Annotated in this window: 14 protein-coding genes; 8 read left to right on the plus strand and 6 right to left on the minus strand. The window is 70.9% G+C overall.

Annotated elements, in window-relative coordinates; all coding sequences use genetic code 11:
• Positions 1-241 precede the first annotated feature (241 nt).
• The 4 genes from Psi01_RS25520 (at position 242) to trpS (ending at position 5,229) form a co-directional block, all read left to right on the plus strand.
• A complete protein-coding gene (locus Psi01_RS25520; protein WP_239128016.1) occupies positions 242-2,329 on the plus strand; it encodes a DUF6421 family protein in 2,088 nt (695 codons plus the stop codon).
• Complete coding sequence (locus Psi01_RS25525) at positions 2,326-2,964, plus strand: SDR family NAD(P)-dependent oxidoreductase (RefSeq protein WP_204066638.1); 639 nt, start codon at positions 2,326-2,328, stop codon at positions 2,962-2,964. Before Psi01_RS25520 ends, Psi01_RS25525 begins: the two co-directional genes overlap by 4 nt.
• Positions 2,965-2,996: 32 nt before the next feature.
• Positions 2,997-4,061 carry a threonine aldolase family protein gene (locus tag Psi01_RS25530; protein WP_204066639.1) on the plus strand — a complete coding sequence of 355 codons (1,065 nt, stop codon included), beginning with the start codon at positions 2,997-2,999 and terminating at the stop codon, positions 4,059-4,061.
• 154 nt (positions 4,062-4,215) lie between these two features.
• The gene (trpS, locus tag Psi01_RS25535; protein ID WP_204066640.1) at positions 4,216-5,229 is read left to right on the plus strand and encodes a tryptophan--tRNA ligase; all 1,014 of its coding nucleotides are present in this window, start codon (positions 4,216-4,218) and stop codon (positions 5,227-5,229) included.
• 165 nt (positions 5,230-5,394) lie between these two features.
• Here the strand turns inward: trpS and Psi01_RS25540 are convergent, their stop codons facing one another.
• Both Psi01_RS25540 and Psi01_RS25545 read right to left on the minus strand, forming a co-directional pair.
• Positions 5,395-5,688, minus strand: a complete 294-nt coding sequence (locus Psi01_RS25540; RefSeq protein WP_204066641.1) for a DUF3467 domain-containing protein — start codon at positions 5,686-5,688, stop codon at positions 5,395-5,397.
• A 75-nt stretch (positions 5,689-5,763) separates the two neighbouring features.
• Entirely contained in the window at positions 5,764-6,381 is a 618-nt protein-coding gene (locus tag Psi01_RS25545) for a DUF305 domain-containing protein (protein WP_239128017.1), read from the minus strand.
• Between the two features lie 166 nt (positions 6,382-6,547).
• On the opposite strand from Psi01_RS25545, the gene Psi01_RS25550 reads away from it, so the two are divergent.
• Positions 6,548-7,225, plus strand: a complete 678-nt coding sequence (locus tag Psi01_RS25550) for a thioredoxin-like domain-containing protein (protein WP_204066643.1) — start codon at positions 6,548-6,550, stop codon at positions 7,223-7,225.
• Positions 7,226-7,327: 102 nt separating this feature from the next.
• Here Psi01_RS25550 and ald read toward each other — a convergent pair whose 3' ends face one another.
• On the minus strand, positions 7,328-8,443 hold the full coding sequence (gene ald / locus Psi01_RS25555; protein ID WP_204066644.1) for an alanine dehydrogenase: 1,116 nt from the start codon (positions 8,441-8,443) through the stop codon (positions 7,328-7,330).
• Positions 8,444-8,935: 492 nt separating this feature from the next.
• Between ald and Psi01_RS25560 the strand changes: the two genes are divergently transcribed.
• Entirely contained in the window at positions 8,936-9,877 is a 942-nt protein-coding gene (locus tag Psi01_RS25560; protein ID WP_204066645.1) for an excalibur calcium-binding domain-containing protein, read from the plus strand.
• Between the two features lie 35 nt (positions 9,878-9,912).
• Here Psi01_RS25560 and Psi01_RS25565 read toward each other — a convergent pair whose 3' ends face one another.
• From Psi01_RS25565 to Psi01_RS25575, 3 genes are all read right to left on the minus strand, one after another.
• Positions 9,913-11,292: an NCS2 family permease gene (locus tag Psi01_RS25565; protein WP_204066646.1), complete on the minus strand. Its 1,380-nt coding sequence runs from the start codon at positions 11,290-11,292 to the stop codon at positions 9,913-9,915.
• Between the two features lie 37 nt (positions 11,293-11,329).
• On the minus strand, positions 11,330-13,549 hold the full coding sequence (locus tag Psi01_RS25570; protein ID WP_204066647.1) for a xanthine dehydrogenase family protein molybdopterin-binding subunit: 2,220 nt from the start codon (positions 13,547-13,549) through the stop codon (positions 11,330-11,332).
• 82 nt (positions 13,550-13,631) lie between these two features.
• Positions 13,632-16,505: an AfsR/SARP family transcriptional regulator gene (locus Psi01_RS25575; RefSeq protein WP_204066648.1), complete on the minus strand. Its 2,874-nt coding sequence runs from the start codon at positions 16,503-16,505 to the stop codon at positions 13,632-13,634.
• A gap of 948 nt (positions 16,506-17,453) precedes the next feature.
• On the opposite strand from Psi01_RS25575, the gene Psi01_RS25580 reads away from it, so the two are divergent.
• Both Psi01_RS25580 and Psi01_RS25585 read left to right on the plus strand, forming a co-directional pair.
• Positions 17,454-18,728, plus strand: coding sequence for a helix-turn-helix domain-containing protein (locus tag Psi01_RS25580; RefSeq protein ID WP_239128024.1), 1,275 nt, complete (start codon positions 17,454-17,456; stop codon positions 18,726-18,728).
• A gap of 65 nt (positions 18,729-18,793) precedes the next feature.
• The gene (locus Psi01_RS25585; RefSeq protein ID WP_204066650.1) at positions 18,794-19,396 is read left to right on the plus strand and encodes a copper resistance CopC family protein; all 603 of its coding nucleotides are present in this window, start codon (positions 18,794-18,796) and stop codon (positions 19,394-19,396) included.
• Positions 19,397-19,406 lie beyond the last annotated feature (10 nt).

The following is a 19,406-nucleotide window of genomic DNA, read 5'->3' on the forward strand; positions in this document are numbered from 1 at the left end:
CCCCGGCTGAGCCGCATCTCCCGCCGGGCCGTATCCCCGGCTGAGCCGCATCTCCCGCCGGGCCGTACGGCCGTGACGCGGCCGCGAAGCACGCCGTACACGTCGTGCGTGCCGCCGCCGTCCCCCCGCCTGACCGTCGGATCGCACCACCTCCTCAGAGCTGGCCATAAGGGCTGTCCACAAAACGGGGCAAGCCGTGTATATTTTCCGGCATTGAGCTGGTTCTGAGGGAGGATTTATCGTGAGGGCGTTCCCCCGAGTGCTGTTCGACGAGGCGCACAGCGAGTCCTGGACCATCCGGCGGGACACGGCCGAGACGATGAACCCGGGCCATCCCGACGACAACAGCTACGCCCGCGCCGCCGAGCTGCTGCGCCGCCTGGGCCACACCGTCGAGGCGCACACCGAGGGCCCCGTCACCCCGGCCGTGCTGGCCGCCGCCGACGCCTTCGTGATCGCCCACCCGTCGGCCGGCCGCTGGGAGCGCACCACCGGTCTGGGCAGCCCGGTCTTCTCGGCCGGCGAGCTCGACGCCATCGAGGACTACGTGGCCGACGGAGGCGGTCTCGTCGTCCTGGCCGAGTACGAGCAGGACAAGTACGGCAACAACCTCGCCGAGCTGCTGGCCCGCTTCGGCGTCGGCGTCGAGCACGTCACCGTCCAGGACCCCCGGAGCGCGCACAACGGCGTGCCCTCCTGGGTCCTGGGCGTGGCGGGGGAGGGCGGCGAGGAGGACCTGCTGGCCGGGGCCCGCCGGGCGTGCTTCTACCGCACGGGAGTGCTGACCGCCCCCGAGGGCGCGGACGTGCTGTTCTCGACCTCTCCGACCGCCGATCCCGCGGGCCGCCCGCTGGCGGTGGCCGTACGGCACGGCGCGGGACGGGTCGTGGCGCTGGCCGACTCCGACCTGTTCGGCGACGACTCGATCGCCGACTACGACCACGCCGCCCTCTGGGGCAACCTCATCACCTGGGTCTCCCGCATCCCCGCGAAGACCGCGCCGGCCGTCTCGGAGAGGGCCGGGGCGCCGGACGAGGCGCGCCTGGCGTTCGGGCGGCTCAAGGACGCGGTCGAGCGGCTCAAGCCGCTGCAGGCCAAGGACGGCTCGATCGAGGGCGACCGGGACGAGGCCGTCGCGCTGATCTCGGAGATCGTCGGGCACGTCACGGCCCTCGCGCCGCGCTTCCCGCACGACGCGGCCTACCTCGCCGCGGTCGTGGCCGACTTCCGCAAGTGGGTCGAGCAGGGCCTCGGCGTGCCGGACTTCCTCGACTCGCTCGACGCCTTCCACCCCGACACCCAGCGGGTCGACGGCCTGGAGCACCTCGTCGTCTTCCCGATGTACACCCAGAACGGCACCACCTCCCGGCACGTCGAGGCCGTGTGGATCCGGACCGTCTGGCCCGAGTGGCTGGCCGAGCTGGAGCGCACCCGCTACGACAACCCGATGTTCGTGCCGATCGCCTTCGAGGACTTCACCTCCGGCTACGACACCAACTCGGCCGTGCTCTTCCCGGAGACCGTCGCGGTCCGCCAGACCCCGGCCCGCTTCACCTGGGGCGGGATCTTCTGCGACCGTGAGGCCGCCCGCTTCCGCAAGGTCAGCCGGGCCGCCGCGGAGACGCTGAAGCTGGCGCTGCCGCCGGACGCCGCCCGCCTGCTGCAGTCGCAGGAGCTGGCCCAGGACACCTTCGTGCTCTGGGACCTGGTGCACGACCGCACGCACAGCCACGGTGACCTGCCGTTCGACCCGTTCATGATCAAGCAGCGGATGCCGTACTGGCTCTACTCCCTGGAGGAGCTGCGCTGCGACCTGACCGCGTTCGGGGAGGCCGTGAAGCTGGAGGCGGAGGGCGTGCCGCACGCCCGCTACGTCCAGTACGCGATCCTGTTCGACCGGCTCTTCCGCTTCCCGATCACCGGTGACCGGGTCCGCAACTACGACGGCCTCGGCGGCCAGCTGCTCTTCGCCTACCTGCACCGCAACGACGTCGTACGGTGGACCGACAACCGCCTCAGCGTCGACTGGTCCCGGCTCGCGGGCTGCGTGGCGGACCTGCGCGGCGAGGTGGAGAAGCTCTACCGCGACGGCATCGACCGCTCCAAGCTCGCGCACTGGCTGGCCGCCCACGAGCTCGTCGCGACCTATGTCGAGCCGCACCCGGCCTCGGTCTGGGCCAGGGGCGTGGACGCCCTTCCGGTCGAGGGCTTCCCCAAGGCCGTGGTGGACGCGGTGCTGCCCGACGAGTTCCCGCTGAGCATGTTCTACGAGGCCCTGCGTCGTAAGCTCGGCGAGGTCGTCGACTCCACGAAGGGGATCCGAGCATGATCATTCTTGTTGCCGGCGCGGCCGGTCCCGCGGGCCGGGCGGTCGTCCGGCGCTTCGCGGACAAGGGGCACACCGTCATCGGCCTCGACAAGTCCGGCGCCGAGGGAAGCCTTCCCGTCGATCTCCTCGACTTCGACGCGGTGAAGAAGCTCGCCGCGGACGTCGAGGCCGAGCACGGCCGTCTGGACGGCATCGTGCACCTGGTCGGCGGCTGGCGCGGGTCGAAGACCTTCGCCGAGACGAAGCTGGAGGACTGGGCCCTCCTGCACGACCTGCTGGTACGGACCCTCCAGCACGTCACGCTCGCCTTCGAGCCGCTGCTCAAGGCGAGCGAGCGCGGCCGGTTCGCCATCGTCTCCGCCAAGGCCGCCGAGAAGCCCACCCAGGGCAACGCGGCGTACGGCACCGCCAAGGCCGCCGCCGAGGCGTGGACGCTGGCCTTCGCCGACGCCCTGGAGGGCACCGGCGCCACCGCCAACATCCTGGTCGTCAAGGCGCTGGTGCACGAGGCCATGCGCGCGGCCGACCCCGACAAGACGTTCCCCGGCTTCACCGACGTCGACGACCTGGCAACGGCGATCGAGGGCCTGTGGGACACCGACGCCAACGGCACCCGAATGGACCTCACCCTGTGACAGACGCAGTACCCGGTTCCGCGATCGGCGCCGTGACCGACGCGGTCCGCAGGCACGACCCGGCGGTCAAGGGCTTCGCCAGCGACAACTACGCCGGAGTCCACCCGGAGATCCTCGCCGCGATCGCGCTCGCCAACGGCGGTCACCAGACCGCCTACGGCGACGACGTCTACACCGAGGCGCTCCAGGGGGTCTTCCGCCGGCACTTCGGCCCGGCCGCCGAGGCCTGGCCGGTGTTCAACGGCACCGGCGCCAACGTGGTCGCGCTGCGCGCGATGACCGCCCACTGGGAGGCCGTGGTCTGCGCGGAGTCGGCGCACATCCACACCGACGAGGGCGGCGCCCCCGAGCGCACGGCCGGGCTCAAGCTGCTGCCCGTGGCCACCCCGGACGGCAAGCTCACCCCCGAGCTGATCGACCGGCAGGCGTGGGGCTTCGGCGACGAGCACCGAGCCCAGCCCAAGGTCGTCTCGATCACGCAGACGACCGAGCTGGGCACGCTGTACACGCCCGGGGAGATCGCGGCGATCTGCGAGCACGCCCACGGCCTGGGCATGCTCGTCCACCTCGACGGCGCCCGGATCGCCAACGCCGCCGCCGCGCTGGACGTGCCGCTGCGCGCGTTCACCGCCGACGCGGGCGTGGACGTGCTGTCCTTCGGCGGGACCAAGGCCGGGCTGATGTTCGGCGAGGCCGTCGTCGTGCTCAACCCCGAGGCGGTGCGCGGCCTGCGCTACCTGCGCAAGAGCGCGATGCAGCTGGCCTCCAAGATGCGCTTCGTCTCGGTGCAGTTCGAGGCGCTGCTCGCCGGGGACCTGTGGCTGCGCAACGCCCGCAACGCCAACGCGATGGCGCTGCGGCTGGCCGAGGCGGTCCGCGGCGTCCCGGGCGTGCGGATCCCGCGCCCGGTGCAGGCCAACGCGGTCTTCGCGATCCTGCCGCGGGACGTCACCGAGCGGCTGCAGAAGCGCTTCCGCTTCTACACCTGGAACGAGGCCACCGGCGAGGTCCGCTGGATGACCGCCTTCGACACCACCGAGGCCGACGTCGACGCCTTCGCCGCCGCCGTGGCCGAGGAGATAGAATCCCCCGCATGAGCCACCGCAGTCTGGGTCTGTGGCGGGCCGCCTCCCGGCGGACCCGCTAGCCAGCCCAGCCTGCGCACAGAAAACGGCCGCCGTTCACCGGCGGCCCTTTTCTTTTCCCCCGGCCGGCGGTCCGGCGGTCCCTCGACACCGAAGGGGACACACGATGACACCGACTCTCGCACCGACACCGGCCCCGGCGGACGGGCGGCCGACGACCACGCGGGTCTTCTCCGCCTTCCAGGCGACCGGCCGGCTGACGCTCGGCAACTACCTGGGCGCGATCCTGCCCGCCGTACGGCTCCAGGACGAGGCCGACTGCGTCTACGCCGTCGCCGACCTGCACGCCCTGACCGTCAGGCACGACCCCGCGGCGCTGCGCACCCGAACCCGCGAGGTGGCGGCCCTGCTGCTGGCCTGTGGGCTGGACCGCTCCCTGCTCTATCTGCAGTCGCGGGTTCCCGCCCACACCGAGCTGTCCTACCTGCTGGAGAGCACGGCCCACGAGGGCGAGATGCGCAGGATGATCCAGTTCAAGGAGAAGTCGGCGACCCAGAAGGAGGTACGGCTGTCGCTGCTGACCTATCCCGCGTTGATGGCCGCCGACATCCTGCTGCACCGGGCGGACCTCGTGCCGGTGGGGGACGACCAGCGCCAGCACCTCGAACTGACCCGGGACCTGGCGCTGCGCTTCAACCACCTGTACGGCGAGACCTTCGTCGTGCCCCGGGCGGTGCATCCCCGCTTCGCCGCCCGGGTGATGGACCTGGCCGTGCCCACCGCGAAGATGAGCAAGTCCAGCGCCTCGGACGCCGGGACGATCTATCTGCTCGACCCGCCCGCCGACGTCCGGCGCAAGATCATGAGAGCGGTGACCGACTCCGGGACCGAGGTCCGCCACGACCCGGCGGCCAAGCCGGGGATCTCGAACCTGCTGGACCTGCTGGCGGCCTGCTCGGGGCGGCCGGTGGAGCCGTCGTCCTACGGCTCCTACGGCGCGCTCAAGAAGGACGTCGCCGAGGCGGTCACCGAGACGCTGGCGCCGATCCGGGAACGCTTCGAGCTGCTGTCGGCCGACGCCGCGGAGCTGGACCGCCTCCTGGCGGCCGCCGCGGCCGAGGCGACCGAGCGGACCTCCGGCCTGCTGGCGGCCGCCCGGCACGCCATCGGCCTGGCCTGAAGGCGGGTCCCACCGCCCGGCACGCCGTCCGCCCGGCCCGGGGACGGGTCCCACCGCCCGGCACGCCACCGGCCCTGTTCGGAGCGGACGCGCGCGGGGGCGGAGCCGGAAACGCCCGTGCCCGGGGCCCGCCGCATGCCGTGCGGCGGATCCCGGGCGCGGGGCTCACTTCTGGCCGGTCTCGTTCTCGTACTGGGTGAGCTGCTGTTCCAGGGCCTTCATCAGCTCGAACACCTGGCTCGGCGGGATGCGGATCCGGCTGACGATCCGGGTCGGCACGCTGACGAAGTGCTGACCCGAGGACGGGTCGTTGGCGAGCTGGGGCGGTCTGGTGATCACCGCGAAGTCCAGGACGAACCCATCCTGGGTATGCCATACCGAAGCGAAGTTGGCGTACTGCCCCATCTCAACCTCGGCGGAGATGCTCACCTCCAGGCGGTTCTCCGGCTCGTCGTTCACCACTTGAGTCTCCTCCGGCCAGGCTGGCTCCCCGCTGCCCCGGCCGCAATCCGGCCGCGCTGGGGACCACCGGCGTTATTCACGTATGGAAGGCAGCGGCTGGGCACCCCGCTGCCTGAGCATGTCGGTCATCAGCTTGATCTCACCACTCTGCCCGTCGACGATGTGCTGGGCCATCGTGGCGACCTCGTCGCGGTCGGACAGTTTCAGCAGGGCCTCTCCCATCATCACACCCCCCTCATGGTGGCGGATCATGAGCTGGAGGAAGAGGACCTCCTGGTCCTTGCCGGTGGCCTGGCGGAGCCTCGTGAGCTCCTCCTCGGTGGCCATGCCCGGCATCCGGCCCGGCGTCCCGGCGGTCGTCCCGGCCGTGCCGCCGTGGCCGTGACCGGCCATCCACGCCATCGACGGCCGTTCGGAGGCCTGGTCGAGCCCCCACTGCTGCAGCCAGCCCATGAAGATGCCGCGCTGGGCGGTCTGCGTGACGATGATGTCGTAGGCGAGCAGCCGGAGCTTGTCGTCGGTGCTGCCGTCCCTGGCGATGAAGGCCATCTCCACCGCCTGCGAATGGTGGACGGCCATGTCGCGGGCGAAGCCGGCCTCGGGGGAGGCGTCGCTCGGCTCGGCGGTCCGCCCGATGATCAGCCACACGATCGCGACCACGGCCAGGCAGCCCAGCAACACGCCGAGCACCAAGCGGCGTCTGGGGTTCGGAGACTTCTCAGCAGGGCTTTCCATTACCGACCAAGCCTACTCATCCCGGGGAACCCCGCGTTATCGCGCACTGCGCGTCCCTTATTCTCCACATACGGCGCGAGGGCATAAGGTGACCCGGAGTTGTGTGCCGGGTGGAGGAACGATGTCGAAGGACAAGACTCAGGCGAGGCGGGAGCACCTCGCCAAGATGCGCGCCGATCAGAAGGCCAAGGAGCGCAGGACGGCGCTGCTGATGTGGGGGGCCGGAGGCGCGGTCGTCCTCCTGCTCGTCGGATTGGTCGCCTTCTATCTCATCAACCAGGCCAAGGTGACCTCGCTGGACGCCGTCACCAGCGCCAAGTACCCCGGCAGTCTCCACGTCGAGACCAAGGTGAACTACAAGGAGACCCCGCCCATGGGCGGGGAGCACAACTCCACCTGGCAGAACTGCCAGGTCTACGACGCGCCGATCAACAACGAGAACGCCGTGCACTCGATGGAGCACGGCGCGGTGTGGATCACCTACCAGCCCGACCTGCCCAAGGAGCAGGTGGACATCCTCAAGGAGCTGGCCTCGGCCGACTACATGCTCCTGAGCCCGTACCCGGGCCTGCCGTCCAAGGTCGTGATCAGCTCCTGGAACAAGCAGCTCAAGGTCGACAGCGCCGACGACCCGCGCCTGCCGAAGTTCATCCAGAAGTACAAGAACGGCCCCGAGACGCCCGAGCTCGGCGCCTCCTGTGACAGCCCGCTGACCACCACGACGGCCGAGAACCCCATCCCCGAGGCCAGCCCCACGGCCAGCGCCAGCCCGTCCGCGTCGCCGACCACGACGCCCTGACCCTCTCGCGGGGACCCTCACGAGGTCTTCCCGCGCCGGGTACGGCCGCCGCCCCGCGGCGCCGTACCCGGTCGTCGGCCGGCTCCCAGGTCGGCGCCCGCCTCAGGCCAGCACCTGCTCCAGGGGCACCGCCTCCAGCCCGTGCGCCTCGGCCACGGGCTGGTTGGTCAGGTGCCCCTCGTGCGTGTTCAGGCCCAGGGCCAGCGCGGGGTCGCCGCGCAGCGCGTCGCGCCAGCCCGACTCGGCGATGGCCGCGGCGTAGGGCAGGGTCACGTTGGTCAGCGCGTAGGTCGAGGTGTGCGGGACCGCGCCCGGCATGTTGGCCACGCAGTAGAAGACCGAGTTGTGGACCTGGTAGGTCGGCTCGGCGTGGGTGGTCGGCCGGGAGTCCTCGAAGCAGCCGCCCTGGTCGATGGAGATGTCCACCAGCACCGAGCCCGGCCGCATCCGGGAGACCAGCTCGTTGCTGACCAGCTTGGGGGCCTTGGCGCCGGGCACCAGCACCGCGCCGATGACCAGGTCGGCGTTGAGGACCGCGCGCTCGACCTCGTAGGAGTTCGACGCGACCGTCTGGCAGTGCCCCTTGTAGACGACGTCGGCCTGGCGGAGCCGGTCGATGTTGCGGTCGAGCAGCACCACCTCGGCGTGCATGCCCAGCGCGATGACGGCGGCGTTCATCCCGGACACCCCGGCGCCGATCACCACCACGTTGGCCGCGTGCACGCCCGACACGCCGCCCATGAGCACGCCGCGTCCCCCGCCCTGCCGCATCAGGTGGTAGGCGCCCACCTGCGGGGCCAGCCGCCCGGCCACCTCCGACATCGGGGCCAGCAGCGGCAGGAATCCGTTCGGGGTCTGCACGGTCTCGTAGGCGACGCCCGTGACGCCGGAGTCCAGCATGGCCCGGGTGCACGTCTCGGAGGCGGCCAGGTGCAGGTAGGTGAACAGGACCTGCCCCTTGCGCATCCGGTGGTACTCCTCGGGCACCGGCTCCTTGACCTTCAGGACCAGGTCGCCCTCCGCCCACACGTCGTCGGCCGAGGCGAGGATGGTCGCTCCCGCGCTCTCGAAGTCGGAGTCGGGGATCGACGACCCGGTGCCGGCGTCCTTCTCTACGAACACGCGGTGACCGTGCCGGACGAACTCGTGGACCCCTGCGGGAGTCAGGGCCACACGGTATTCGTGGTTCTTCACCTCGCGGGGAACTGCGATCTTCACAACCCCTCCAGGATTCGCGCCTGTCTCCTCTTCACTCTGCGTTCCCGAGAAAAGGGTCACCATGCACAACATGCAAGCAATCGATCGCTTCTGGTAACACTCTGTTAGCTTCCGCGGCTGTCCGTGTTGTCCGCGGGTTCTGTCGGACCGGCCTTGACCGGTTGATTACACGGTCCTTGCATAGATCGGTAGGCTCGCGGCCAGCAGATGTGAGGAACGCTGGATATGACGATGGAGACGCACGCGGGCGGGCCGCCCGGACCCGGGGAGCCTGCCCCCGGTCCTTCCGGTCCCGCGCAGCCCCCGCAGGGGACGGGGCGGCAGCCGTACGGCCCACCGGGATCCCACGTCCCGCAGGGGCCCCACGACCGGGGATTCCAGGGACCCGGCGGCCCGCAGGGCGCCGTGCCCGGGGGACCCCGTGGTCCGCAGGGGGCCGGGCCCGAGGGGCCGGCGAGCCCCCGCGACCCCGGGGCGGGGCCGTCGGACGGGATGCCGCAGGAGCCCCGCGCGAGCCGGGCCACCACCGTGACGCTGATCGTCGCGCTGGTCCTCGTGGTGCTGATCACCGGTGTGCTCGGCACCATCGCCGTGCTCATGACCAGGAACCCCGACACGCCGCTGGGCGCCCCGCCGCCGCGACGGCTGGCGACCCCCATCCACTTCGTCCCGGTCACCTCGGCCCAGCCGGGTCCCTGCACGTCGCCGGAGGGCTATCCCGACGACACGGGGCAGTTCTGCTACATCGTCGCCGCCGGGGTCGAGATCACCGCGGTGCGGAAGATCGAGTCGATCCGCGAGAGCAACGGCACCTACTCCGTCAGGATCGCCTTCGCGCCCGCGTTCCGCGACCAGATCAACAGCGTGACCGAGGAGGCGGCCCGGCAGCAGCTCGCGATCGTCGTGGGCGGCAAGGTCGTGGCGGCCCCCCGGGTGGGCGAGGTGATCACCGAGGACACCCTGCGGATCTCCGGCTCCCTCACCCGCGAGCAGGCCGACGCGATGGTCGTCCGGCTGGGCGGGCCCGTGGCGACCTCCGGGGCGACTCCCGGGGCGAGCCCCGGCACGCCCACCCCCTCCGCCGGGCTCCAGCAGCCGCTCCAGCCCTCCACCGGGACGGCGGCCCCCTCCGGCGGCCCGGCGCCTGCGACCACCGCCCCCGCCGCCGCGCCGACGGCGACCGCCAGGGCCGAGGTCACCGCCCCGGCCGGCGGGCCGACGGCGACCCCCTCAGCCACCGTCACGGCCAGTCCCAAGGACGCGGCCACCGGACGTCAGACGGGCGGCGGGGACAACGACCCCCGCTACCCCAGCTGCAAGGAGGCGGCCAAGGACGGCTACGGGCCGTACTACAAGGAGACCCACGCGGAGTACCACTGGTACGTCGACAAGGACCGCGACGACGTCGCCTGCGACCTCGACGACATGCGGTGACCCGCCGGGGGGCTGAGCGCCGGCCGGTCCGGCGCTCAGCCCTCCAGGAGGGCCTCGATCCCTCCGACGCAGAAGAAGACCACGAACAGGGCCGCGACCGCGTACAGCAGCGGGTGCGCCTCGCGCCACCGGCCCGTCCCCGCCTTGATCACCACATAGGCGATGATCCCGCCGCCCAGCCCGGTGGTGATGCTGTAGGTGAACGGCATCAGCACGATGGTCAGGAAGGCCGGGATCGCCACGCTCAGGTCGTCCCAGGGCACGTTCTTGGCCTGGGTCATCATCAGCGCCCCCACCAGCACCAGCGCGGGCGCCGCCGCGGCGGCGGGGACGACCGTCGCCAGCGGGGTGAACAGCAGCGTCACCGCGAACAGGCCGCCGGTCACGAGGGCCGCCAGACCGGTCCTGGCCCCCTCGCCGACGCCGGCCGCCGACTCGACGAAGACCGTGCCGGCCGAGGCGCTGGACAGGCCGCCGATCGCCCCGGACACCCCGTCCACCGTCAGTACGGCCCCCAGCCGGGGGACCCGTCCCCGCTCGTCGACCAGCCCGGCCTCGTCGCTGACCCCGATGACGGTCCCCATCGCGTCGAAGAACCCCGACAGCACGAGGGTGAACAGCACCACCGTGGCGGTCACCGCCCCGGCGCGGGCGAACCCGCCGAACAGGTCCACCTGCCCGATGAGCCCGAAGTCCGGCGCGGCCACAGGTGAGTCGGGCAGGCGCGGGGCCACCACCCCCCAGGAGGCCGGGTCCACCTTCGCGACGGAGTCGACCACGACCGCCAGCACCGCGGTGACCGCGATGCCGATCAGGATGGCGGCCGGGGTCCTGCGCACGTACAGCACGATCATCAGCAGCAGGCCGAAGCAGAACAGCGCCACCGGCCAGCCCGACAGGTGCCCGGTCGCGCCGAGCTGCACCGGCGTCCCGGTGCCCGCCGCGACGAACCCGGCGTCCACCAGGCCGATCAGCGCGATGAAGGTGCCGATCCCCACGCTGATCGCGTGTTTGAGCGGGAGCGGGATGGCATTCATGATCAGTTGCCGGAGCCCGGAGACCGCCAGCAGCACGATCACCAGGCCCTCCAGCACGACCAGCCCCATGGCCTGGGCCCAGGTCATGTACGGCGCGGCCTGGTAGGCGACCACCGCGTTCAGCCCCAGCCCCGCCGCGAGGCCGAACGGCGCGTTGCCGGCCAGCCCCATCAGGATCGTGCTGACCGCCGCGGCGAAGATGGTCGCCGTGGTCAGCTGCGGGATCGACAGTTTCGCGCCGGTGACGTCGGTCGCCCCGCCCAGGATGATCGGGTTGAGCAGGATGATGTAGGCCATCGCCATGAACGTGGTCAGGCCGCCCCTGACCTCCCTGCCGACCGTCGTGCCCCGCGCCGACAGCTCGAAGAACCGGTCCACCCGTCCCCCTCTCGCGCCGTGGGGGACTTCTCGCTTCCTACCCGCTCAGCGCGATGTCATGGGGGCGGATCGGCACCCGGGGAAGGGCCCTGCCGGTCGCGGCCCGTACGGCGGCCGCCACCGCGGGGGTGGACGACAGCGTGGGAGGCTCGCCCGCGCCGCGCAGGCCGTACGGCGCGTGCGGGTCGGGGTTCTCCAGGATCGACACCTTCATCGGCGGCATGTCGAGGACCGTCGGGATCAGATAATCGGTGAACGACGGGTTGCGCACGACGCCGCCGGAGACCTGGATCTCCTCCATCAGGGCCAGTCCCAGCCCCTGCGCCGTGCCGCCGTGGATCTGGCCCTCCAGCGCGATCGGGTTGAGGATCTTCCCGACGTCCTGCACCGCCGCCAGCTCCACCACCTTGACCAGGCCCAGCTCCACGTCGACGTCCACCACCGCGCGGTGCACGCACAGCGCGAGCTGGGTGTGGGAGTCGCCCTGCCCGGTCACCGGGTCCATCGGGAAGGTCGGGCGGTGGCGGTAGACCCGGGTCTCCTCGACCGGGCCCGTGCGCTCCAGGACCTCGGCCACCGTCGCGCCGTCGGCCCGCAGCTTGTCCAGCCGCTCCCGTACGGCCTCGCACGCGGCCCTGACCGCGCCGCCGGTGACGTAGGACTGCCGGGAGGCCGAGGAGGAGCCCGCCGAGCCGACCGCCGTGTCGGCCGTGGCGACCGTCACCCGGTCGATGCCCAGCTCGGTGCGGGCGATCTGCTCCTGGACCGTCACCAGGCCCTGCCCGACCTCGGCCGCCGCGGTGTGCACCAGCACGTGCGGCTGGCCGCCGAGCAGCTCCACCCGGACCCGGGCGGTGGAGTAGTCGTCGAAGCCCTCGGAGAAGCAGATGTTCTTGATGCCGACGCCGTAGCCGACGCCGCGCCGCACGCCCTCGCCGTGGGTGGTCTGCGAGACGCCGCCGGGCATGTCCAGCAGGTCGTCCCCGGCCGCGGGCGGCAGCGGCATCGCGGCGAGCTCGCGCAGCATGCCGGCCAGCGGGGCGGGGGAGTCGATCACCTGCCCGGTGGCCAGCCGCGAGCCCTGGGAGACGGCGTTGCGGACCCTGATCTCGACCGGGTCCAGCCCGCACGCCTCGGCCAGCCGGTCCATCTGCGACTCGTAGGCGAAGCACGCCTGCACCGCGCCGAAGCCGCGCATCGCCCCGCAGGGCGGGTTGTTGGTGTAGACGCCGTAGGCGTCGATGCGGACGTTGTCCACCTCGTACGGCCCCACCCCGAGCGAGGCGGCGTTGCCGACCACCGCGGGGGAGGAGGAGCAGTAGGCGCCGCCGTCCAGCAGGATCTCCGCCTTGACGTAGAGCAGCTTCCCGTCGCGGGTCGCGCCGTGCTCGTAACGCATCCGGGCCGGGTGCCGGTGCACGTGCCCGAAGAACGACTCCTCCCGGCCGTAGACGATCTTCACGGGCCGGCCGGTGCGCAGCGCCAGCATGCAGGCGTGGACCTGCATGGACAGGTCCTCCCGGGCGCCGAAGGCGCCGCCCACCCCGGCCAGCGACAGCCGTACCTTGTCCGCGGGCAGACCCAGGCACGGCGCGATCTGGTCGCGGTCGACGTGCAGCCACTGGGTGGCGACGAACAGGTCCACCCCGCCGTCCTCCGCGGGCACGGCCAGCCCGGACTCCGGCCCCAGGAAGGCCTGGTCCTGCATGCCGACCTCGTACTCCCCGGAGACCACGACCGGGGCCGTGAACTCCGCGACGTCGAGGCCGACCCGGACCGGCTGGTGGCGCAGCACGTTGCCGCCCTCGTGGACCCGGGGGCAGTCCGGGTCGAAGGCGGCCCGCCACGGGTCGGTCACGGCCTCGCGGACCTCGTAGTCCACCACGATCGCCTGCGCCGCCCGCCGCGCCCGCTCGGGATGGTCGGCGGCCACCAGCGCCACCGGCTCGCCCTGGTAGCGGACCCGGTCGACGGCGAGCACCGGCTGGTCCTTGCGCTCCAGCCCGTAGAACTTCTCACCCGGCACGTCCTCGTGGGTGAGCACGGCGAACACCCCCGGCATCGCCAGCGCGGGCCCGATGTCGATCGACCGGATCCACGCCGACGGATGCGGGCTGCGCAGGGTCGCCCCCCAGATCATGTCGGCGAGGTACAGGTCGGAGGAGTAGGCGAACTCGCCCGTCACCTTCAACGTCCCGTCGGTGCGCAGCACGCTCTCCCCGACGCCGCGTCCCTGCCGTGTCTCGGTCTCGCTCATTTCAGCAGTACATCAAGCGTGTCCGGGGGCCGCCACGGCAGACACCGCGAAACACGCGGCCCGGTATTGGCGAGTGTTGCGGTCACCCCGGGCGCAGGTCCACCGCCGTCGCCTCCCGGGCGGCGAGGACGGCCCGCTCTTCTTCCAGAGCTTGTCTCTCCAGATCCCGGTTCTCCACCGCACGGGCTGTTTCGAGGCTTCGAACCACGTAGAGCGCGGCCTGATCGAATTCGCCGAGAAGGCGGGTGGCACGGGCGAGGGCGAGGAAGAGGTGGGGTTCCGCGATGACCAGCTTGACCTTGCGCGCGAGGGCGAGCGCGTCGGTGAGGTAGGTCATGGCCAGTTCAGGGTTTTCCATATCGAGGGAGACGAGGCCGAGGTGGTTGAGGAAGGCTGTCTCGTAGTAGGTGTCGCCCTGGCCCCGGACCTGGTCCAGCGCCTGCTCCAGTATGGTCATCGCTTCATCGAGCCGACCCAGACGGTGGTGTGCTTCGCCGATCACCGTGAGCGCGTAGTACTCACCTCCCGCGTAGCCGATCTCTTTGGCGAGCGTCTGCTGAGCTCGCGCGTAGTCGATGGCCGTCTCGTAGTCACCCAGCTCGAAATGCATCTTGGCGATGCTGCCGAGTGCTCGCTGTTGCGCATGCATGTCGGATGTCTCGCGAGCGATCGACAACTGCCGCTCGAAATGGACGAGCGCCTGCCGGAAGTCATCTTTCAGTGAGAACGCGACGCCGATGTGGTTGTAGGCGTTCACTGCGATATGCGGATCCTTCAGTCTCTCCGCCGCCTCCAGGGCCCGCCGGCTGGTGGAGAGGATGTGCGAGCCGTAACCGCCATACAGGAGATTCCAGTAGATCCCGATGGCCAGAGCCGCTCCGCGGCGCACGACCCGTTCGTCGGCGGCCGACATGCCCTGGGATGAAGCGGACAGCAAGTTGACCTGTTCCCTCTCCCACCAGATGCGCGCCTGCTCATCCGAGGTGAGAGGGACGGGAGACACTGCGGGATCGATGGAGGGAAACGGGGTGCGAGGATATCCGGACAGTTCCGCCGCATGACGAGCCGTGGCGGCGTAGAGGTCCAGAACGCGCGCCAACGCGACGGCCTGCTCGTCCGCCTGCTCGATTGCGGCCCTCTCGCGGGCGAAGAGCCGTACCAGGTCGTGCAGGCGGTACCTGCCCGGCTCGTCGCACTCGGCGAGGTGGGCGTCCACCAGCCGTTCCAGCGCCCGCTCCGCGAGATCGGCCGGGCCGTCCAGCATGGCCGCCACGACGTACGGCGTCACGTCGGCCACTTCGAGCAGGCCGATCAGGCACAGGGCCCGGGCCGCAGTCCGGTCCAGGGAGGCGCCGCCGGAGAGCAGGTCGTAGCTGACCGCCAGGCTGGAGCGGACCGCCACGTCGCCGACCTCCAGTTCGCGCAGCCGCCTCCCCTCGTCCTCCAGGCGTTCCACCAGGTCGGCCACCGTCCACCCCGGCCGGTTCGCCAGCCGGGCGCCCGCGACGCCCACGGCCAGCGGAAGCCTTCCGCACAGATCGATCAGCCTGCCCGTCGCCTCGCCGTCGACGGCGGCGCGTTCGGCGCCCACCAGCTTCGCGAACATCGCCGACGCCTCGGCCCGGTGCATCCGCCCGATCCGCACCCGGACGCAGTCGTCGACCAATGCGAAGTTCTCCCGGCTGGTGGCCAGGATCGCGTTGCCCTCCGGCACCGACAGCAGCGGGCGGATCTGGGCCATGTTCGCGGCGTCGTCCAGCACGACGAGGATCCGGCGTCCGTCGAGGTGACTGCGCCACATGGCCGCGGCCTGATCCAGGTCGTCCGGTACGGCCTGCGGGGGAGTGCCCAGGTCCCGCAGGAAACGGCCCAGCACGTCCAGAGGGTCGAGCCTGCGGATGCCCGGTGTGGCCCCGTGCAGGTTGGCGTAGAGCTGCCCGTCGGGGAAGGCACCGGCGACCGCGTGGGCGGCCCGGACGGCCAGGGCCGACTTGCCCGACCCGGGCGCTCCGGTGATCGCCACCACGTGGTGCGGGCGGCCGCCGTCCGAGGGGGCGAGCAGGGAGCGCAGCCGGACGAGTTCCTCCGTACGGCCGACGAAGCCGGTGAGATCGCGCGGAAGCTGACGCGGGGGTACGGCTCCACCGGGAGAAGACGAGCCGGCCGGATCGGGGACCGTGGAACCGGAGGCGGACGGATCGGGGGCCGGGGAGCCGGAGGTGAGGATGCGCTGGTGGAGTTCCTGGATCGCCTCGCAGGGCTCCAGGCCGGTCTCCGCCACGAGGGCCTTCCTCAGGCGCTGGTAGGCGCGTAACGCGGCGTTCCGGTCCCCCGAGAGGTGGAGGCCAAGCATGAGCCGCTCCCAGAGCCGCTCGCGCAGCGGATGCGCGTCGGCCTCCGTCCGGAGCCGGGAGACGGCCTCCACATGTCTGCCCATGCCGAACTGCAGTTCCGAGAGCTCCTCCACCACCTCGAGCCGCTCCTCGCAGAGGCGGTTCGCGGCCTCGTCGAGAAGCAGCGTCCCCCGGGCGTCCTGCAGGGCCTCGCCGCGCCACAGGTCGAGAGCGTTCTCGAAGTGGTTGCACGCGGCCTCGCCGTCATCGGTGCGCGTCGCCTGCCTGCCGCGCCGTACGAGGTCGCGGAAGACGAGCAGGTCCAGCTCGTCCGGCCGGACGGCGAGGAGATAGCCGCTTCCGCGGGTCTCGATGGGCGTCGAGCGCGGCTCGCCGGGGGAGAGCAGCTTGCGGAGGGTGTGGACGTAGGTCTTGAGGTTCTGCCCGGCCGAGGCCGGAGGGGAACCGTCCCACAGAGCCTTCGTCAGGTCGTCGGCGGAGACCGGTGTGCCGGCTCTCAGGAGGAGCAGCGCCAGGAGCTGGCGGTGCTTGAGGCGCGCCAGCGGGACGGCGTCACCGTCGGTACGGCGCACCGCCAGGTTGCCGAGGATCGAAAATCTCACGTAGCGGCCTCGAATGGCGGTAACCCGCAGAGCATCTGAAATGTCCAAAAAATAGCCCTATGAGGCTAACTGTGGAAGGTTTCCCAATCAAGCTGCGATCTCGGAAGATGATACGGCGGCATAATGTATCGGCAGTGTATTTCTTCGACCGATCGCGCTTTCGTGAATGGCGCGCACCGGCAAGTGGTCGCTTACGGTGTTGTCATGGTCACCCTTCGCATAACTGCCGGAATGTGTTCGGCGGGCGTGCTCGCCCTGCCTGGGAGGTGGGCTGTCGTTCGGCGCTGACCTGCGGGGTCGATGACTCGGGGAAGGCGGATCTCACGGGTGATTCCATGGCCGGGATGGTTACTGATGAGTTAACCAGTTACGCCGCTATCGGTTGACGGGCCCGCCATCCGGTAATCTCGTTGACCGCCTTCCCGGACTTCTCTTGTGTCGGGCGGTGAAGTTTGGTTTTCTTGCAGTACGTGATTGGTGTCGGAGGAATGCTCAAGACGGGCGGCTGGGGCGCGGGCGGCCCGTTCGCAAGACGGCTGGCGTAGGCCGGGTTACGGGGTGGAGGATGACAGGGGGTTCTGCGGGTGACTTCGCGACTTCGCGCTCGGTGTGCCACCTGAGAAACCGGAGCAAGCCGTTCAGGAGTTGTTGTCCGGATGGGCGGGCCCGAAGAGTGGGTTCCGCAAAGATCGCGGAACCCATAGGCGGCGAAAGAGGACCTTGCTGTGTCAGATGGGCCACTGCCAAGGGCTGGCTTGCTGAGCGGGAACACCCTTTGGAGCAGACGAATCGGCGGTTGCGGCCGTAGCATTACCCATGACGGCCACTGAGGCCGCGAACAGGACGGCGAAGGCAGACAAGGCAAGACGTCGATGCACGGGGAGACTCCTGTCGTAGGCGCTGCTCAATTGACATCTTTCAAGGGGTAACGTGGCTGGTCAAGACTTGGTGGGACAGCGTATCAAGGCTGTCCGGCGTCAGCGCGGACTCTCTCAGGCTCAGCTCGCGCACCCCGAACTCTCCGACAGTTACGTCTCTCTGATAGAGAGCGGCAAGCGCACTCCGACTCCCGCCGTCCTGGAATTGCTCGCTGCGAAGCTGGACTGTTCGCTCACGTATTTGATCAATGGCGTGACGGCCGAGCAGATGGAGGAGATCGAGCTCGGCCTGAGATACGCCGAGCTGGCCCTGCAGAACGGCGAAGTGGTCGAGGCCCGCACCCGCTATGCCGAGCTGCTCGACGGCGGAGGGCTCGCCGGCCTGCCCCAGCTGCGGCAGGACGCCGAGTACGGCCTCGCGCTGGCGACGGAGGCCTGCGGTGACCTGGACGAGGCGATCGCCCTGCTGGACAGGATCCGGCGCTCCGATCCCTCGGAAGTGTCACCTGAGCGGCACATCAGCATCGCGATCGCCCTGTCCCGGTGCCACCGGGAGCGCGGTGACCTGACGCAGGCAGTGGAGGTCGCCGAACGGATTCTGGGCGGTGCCGTCCGTCCGGCATGGAACGAAAAGCTGATCGAGCTCGGCACGACCCTGCTGGCCGCCCATGTGGGGCGCGGCGACCTGCTCCGCGCCCAGCAGATCGTCCCCGAACTGCTCTCGGCGGCCGAGTCGGTGGGCACGCCACGGGCGATCGTCCTCGCGCAGTGGGCGGCCGCGATCGTCGCCGTCGAGGCCGGAAGGGGCGACGAGGCCGTCGCCCTGATGGACAAGTCGCTCGCCATCCACTCGGAGAACGCCGACGTCCGGAGCCTCGCGGTCTTCCGCTGCGACTACGCCTCGGTCCGGCTCATCGCGCGCCCGCTGGACGCGAAACTCTGCCGCGACATGCTGGTGCGGGTGGAGGCGGAGATCCAGGACAGTGCGACCACCGTGCTGCACAAGCTGCGCTGGGCGCTGGGCCTGGCCCGGGCCGAACTGCTGCTCGGGGCTCCCGATCGGGCGGAACCTCAGATCCGGGCCGTCTGCGGGATGCTGGACGGCATCCCGAGTGAGCTGCAGACGGACGCCCGCCTGGTGGCGGGTCAGACCTTCGCCGAGCTCGGCAGATCGGAGGAGGCCCTCCGCGAGCTGGCGGAGGCGGCCGATCTCCTGGAGTCGCTGCCGACCACCCGGTACATCGCCCAGTCCTGGCTGACCACCGCGCGGATCCTCGAGCGCGTCGACGAGCCGGACCGCAGTGTCGAGGCCTACCACAAGGCTCTGGACTGCGTGGGGCTGTAGATCTTCGCCCATTCGAGAGATGGGGCGCGGGACCGGCCCGGTGCGTCGGTAGCCTTGGGGTTGCCATGAAGACTTCCCCTTTCGCCGCCGTGCTCGCCCTGCTGGCCACCCTCGTGCTCGGTACGGTCCTCGCCCCGCCGGCCCTCGCCCATGACACGCTCAAAAGCAGCAACCCCGCCAAGGGGGCGAAGGTCGAGAGCCTGCGGGAGGTGAAGCTGACCTTCACCGCCACGGTGCGCTTCCCCAAGGTCGTCGTACGGACCGGGGACGCGGCCTACCAGGACGGCAAGGCCGCCGTCGACGGCCCCGCGGTGACCCAGAAGGTCAAGGACGACCTCCCGCCGGGCGAGTACGTCATCGCCTACCGCGTGGTCTCCTCCGACGGGCACCCCATCGAGGGGGAGATCCCCTTCACTCTGGAGGGGACCCCGGAGCCGAGCGCCACCCCCGAGGCGTCCGCGACGGACGCGGGTTCGGCGAGTGCGAGTGCGGCTCCCCCGCCGCCGGCGACGGCCTCCGCGCCGCCGAGCTCGCCGCCCGCGGCGGAGCTCGCCTCGGACGAGGAGGATTCCGGCGGCATCCCCGGCTGGGCCTGGCTCGTGGTCGGCGGCCTGACCGGCGTCGGCATCGGGCTGTTCCTCAGCATGCGCAACAAGAAGCAGCCATGAGCAGCACCCC

Source organism: Paraplanobispora siamensis, from assembly GCF_016863175.1.
In the GTDB taxonomy this organism is placed as follows: domain Bacteria; phylum Actinomycetota; class Actinomycetes; order Streptosporangiales; family Streptosporangiaceae; genus Planobispora; species Planobispora siamensis.

Excerpts from the sequence above, each read along its gene's own strand:
- Psi01_RS25570 (WP_204066647.1), bottom strand. The coding sequence starts at position 13,549 with ATGAGCGAGACCGAGACACGGCAGGGACGCGGCGTCGGGGAGAGCGTG.
- Psi01_RS25525 (WP_204066638.1), top strand. The coding sequence starts at position 2,326 with ATGATCATTCTTGTTGCCGGCGCGGCCGGTCCCGCGGGCCGGGCGGTC.
- Psi01_RS25560 (WP_204066645.1), top strand. The coding sequence starts at position 8,936 with ATGCCGCAGGAGCCCCGCGCGAGCCGGGCCACCACCGTGACGCTGATC.
- Psi01_RS25550 (WP_204066643.1), top strand. The coding sequence starts at position 6,548 with ATGTCGAAGGACAAGACTCAGGCGAGGCGGGAGCACCTCGCCAAGATG.
- Psi01_RS25585 (WP_204066650.1), top strand. The coding sequence starts at position 18,794 with ATGAAGACTTCCCCTTTCGCCGCCGTGCTCGCCCTGCTGGCCACCCTC.
- trpS (WP_204066640.1), top strand. The coding sequence starts at position 4,216 with ATGACACCGACTCTCGCACCGACACCGGCCCCGGCGGACGGGCGGCCG.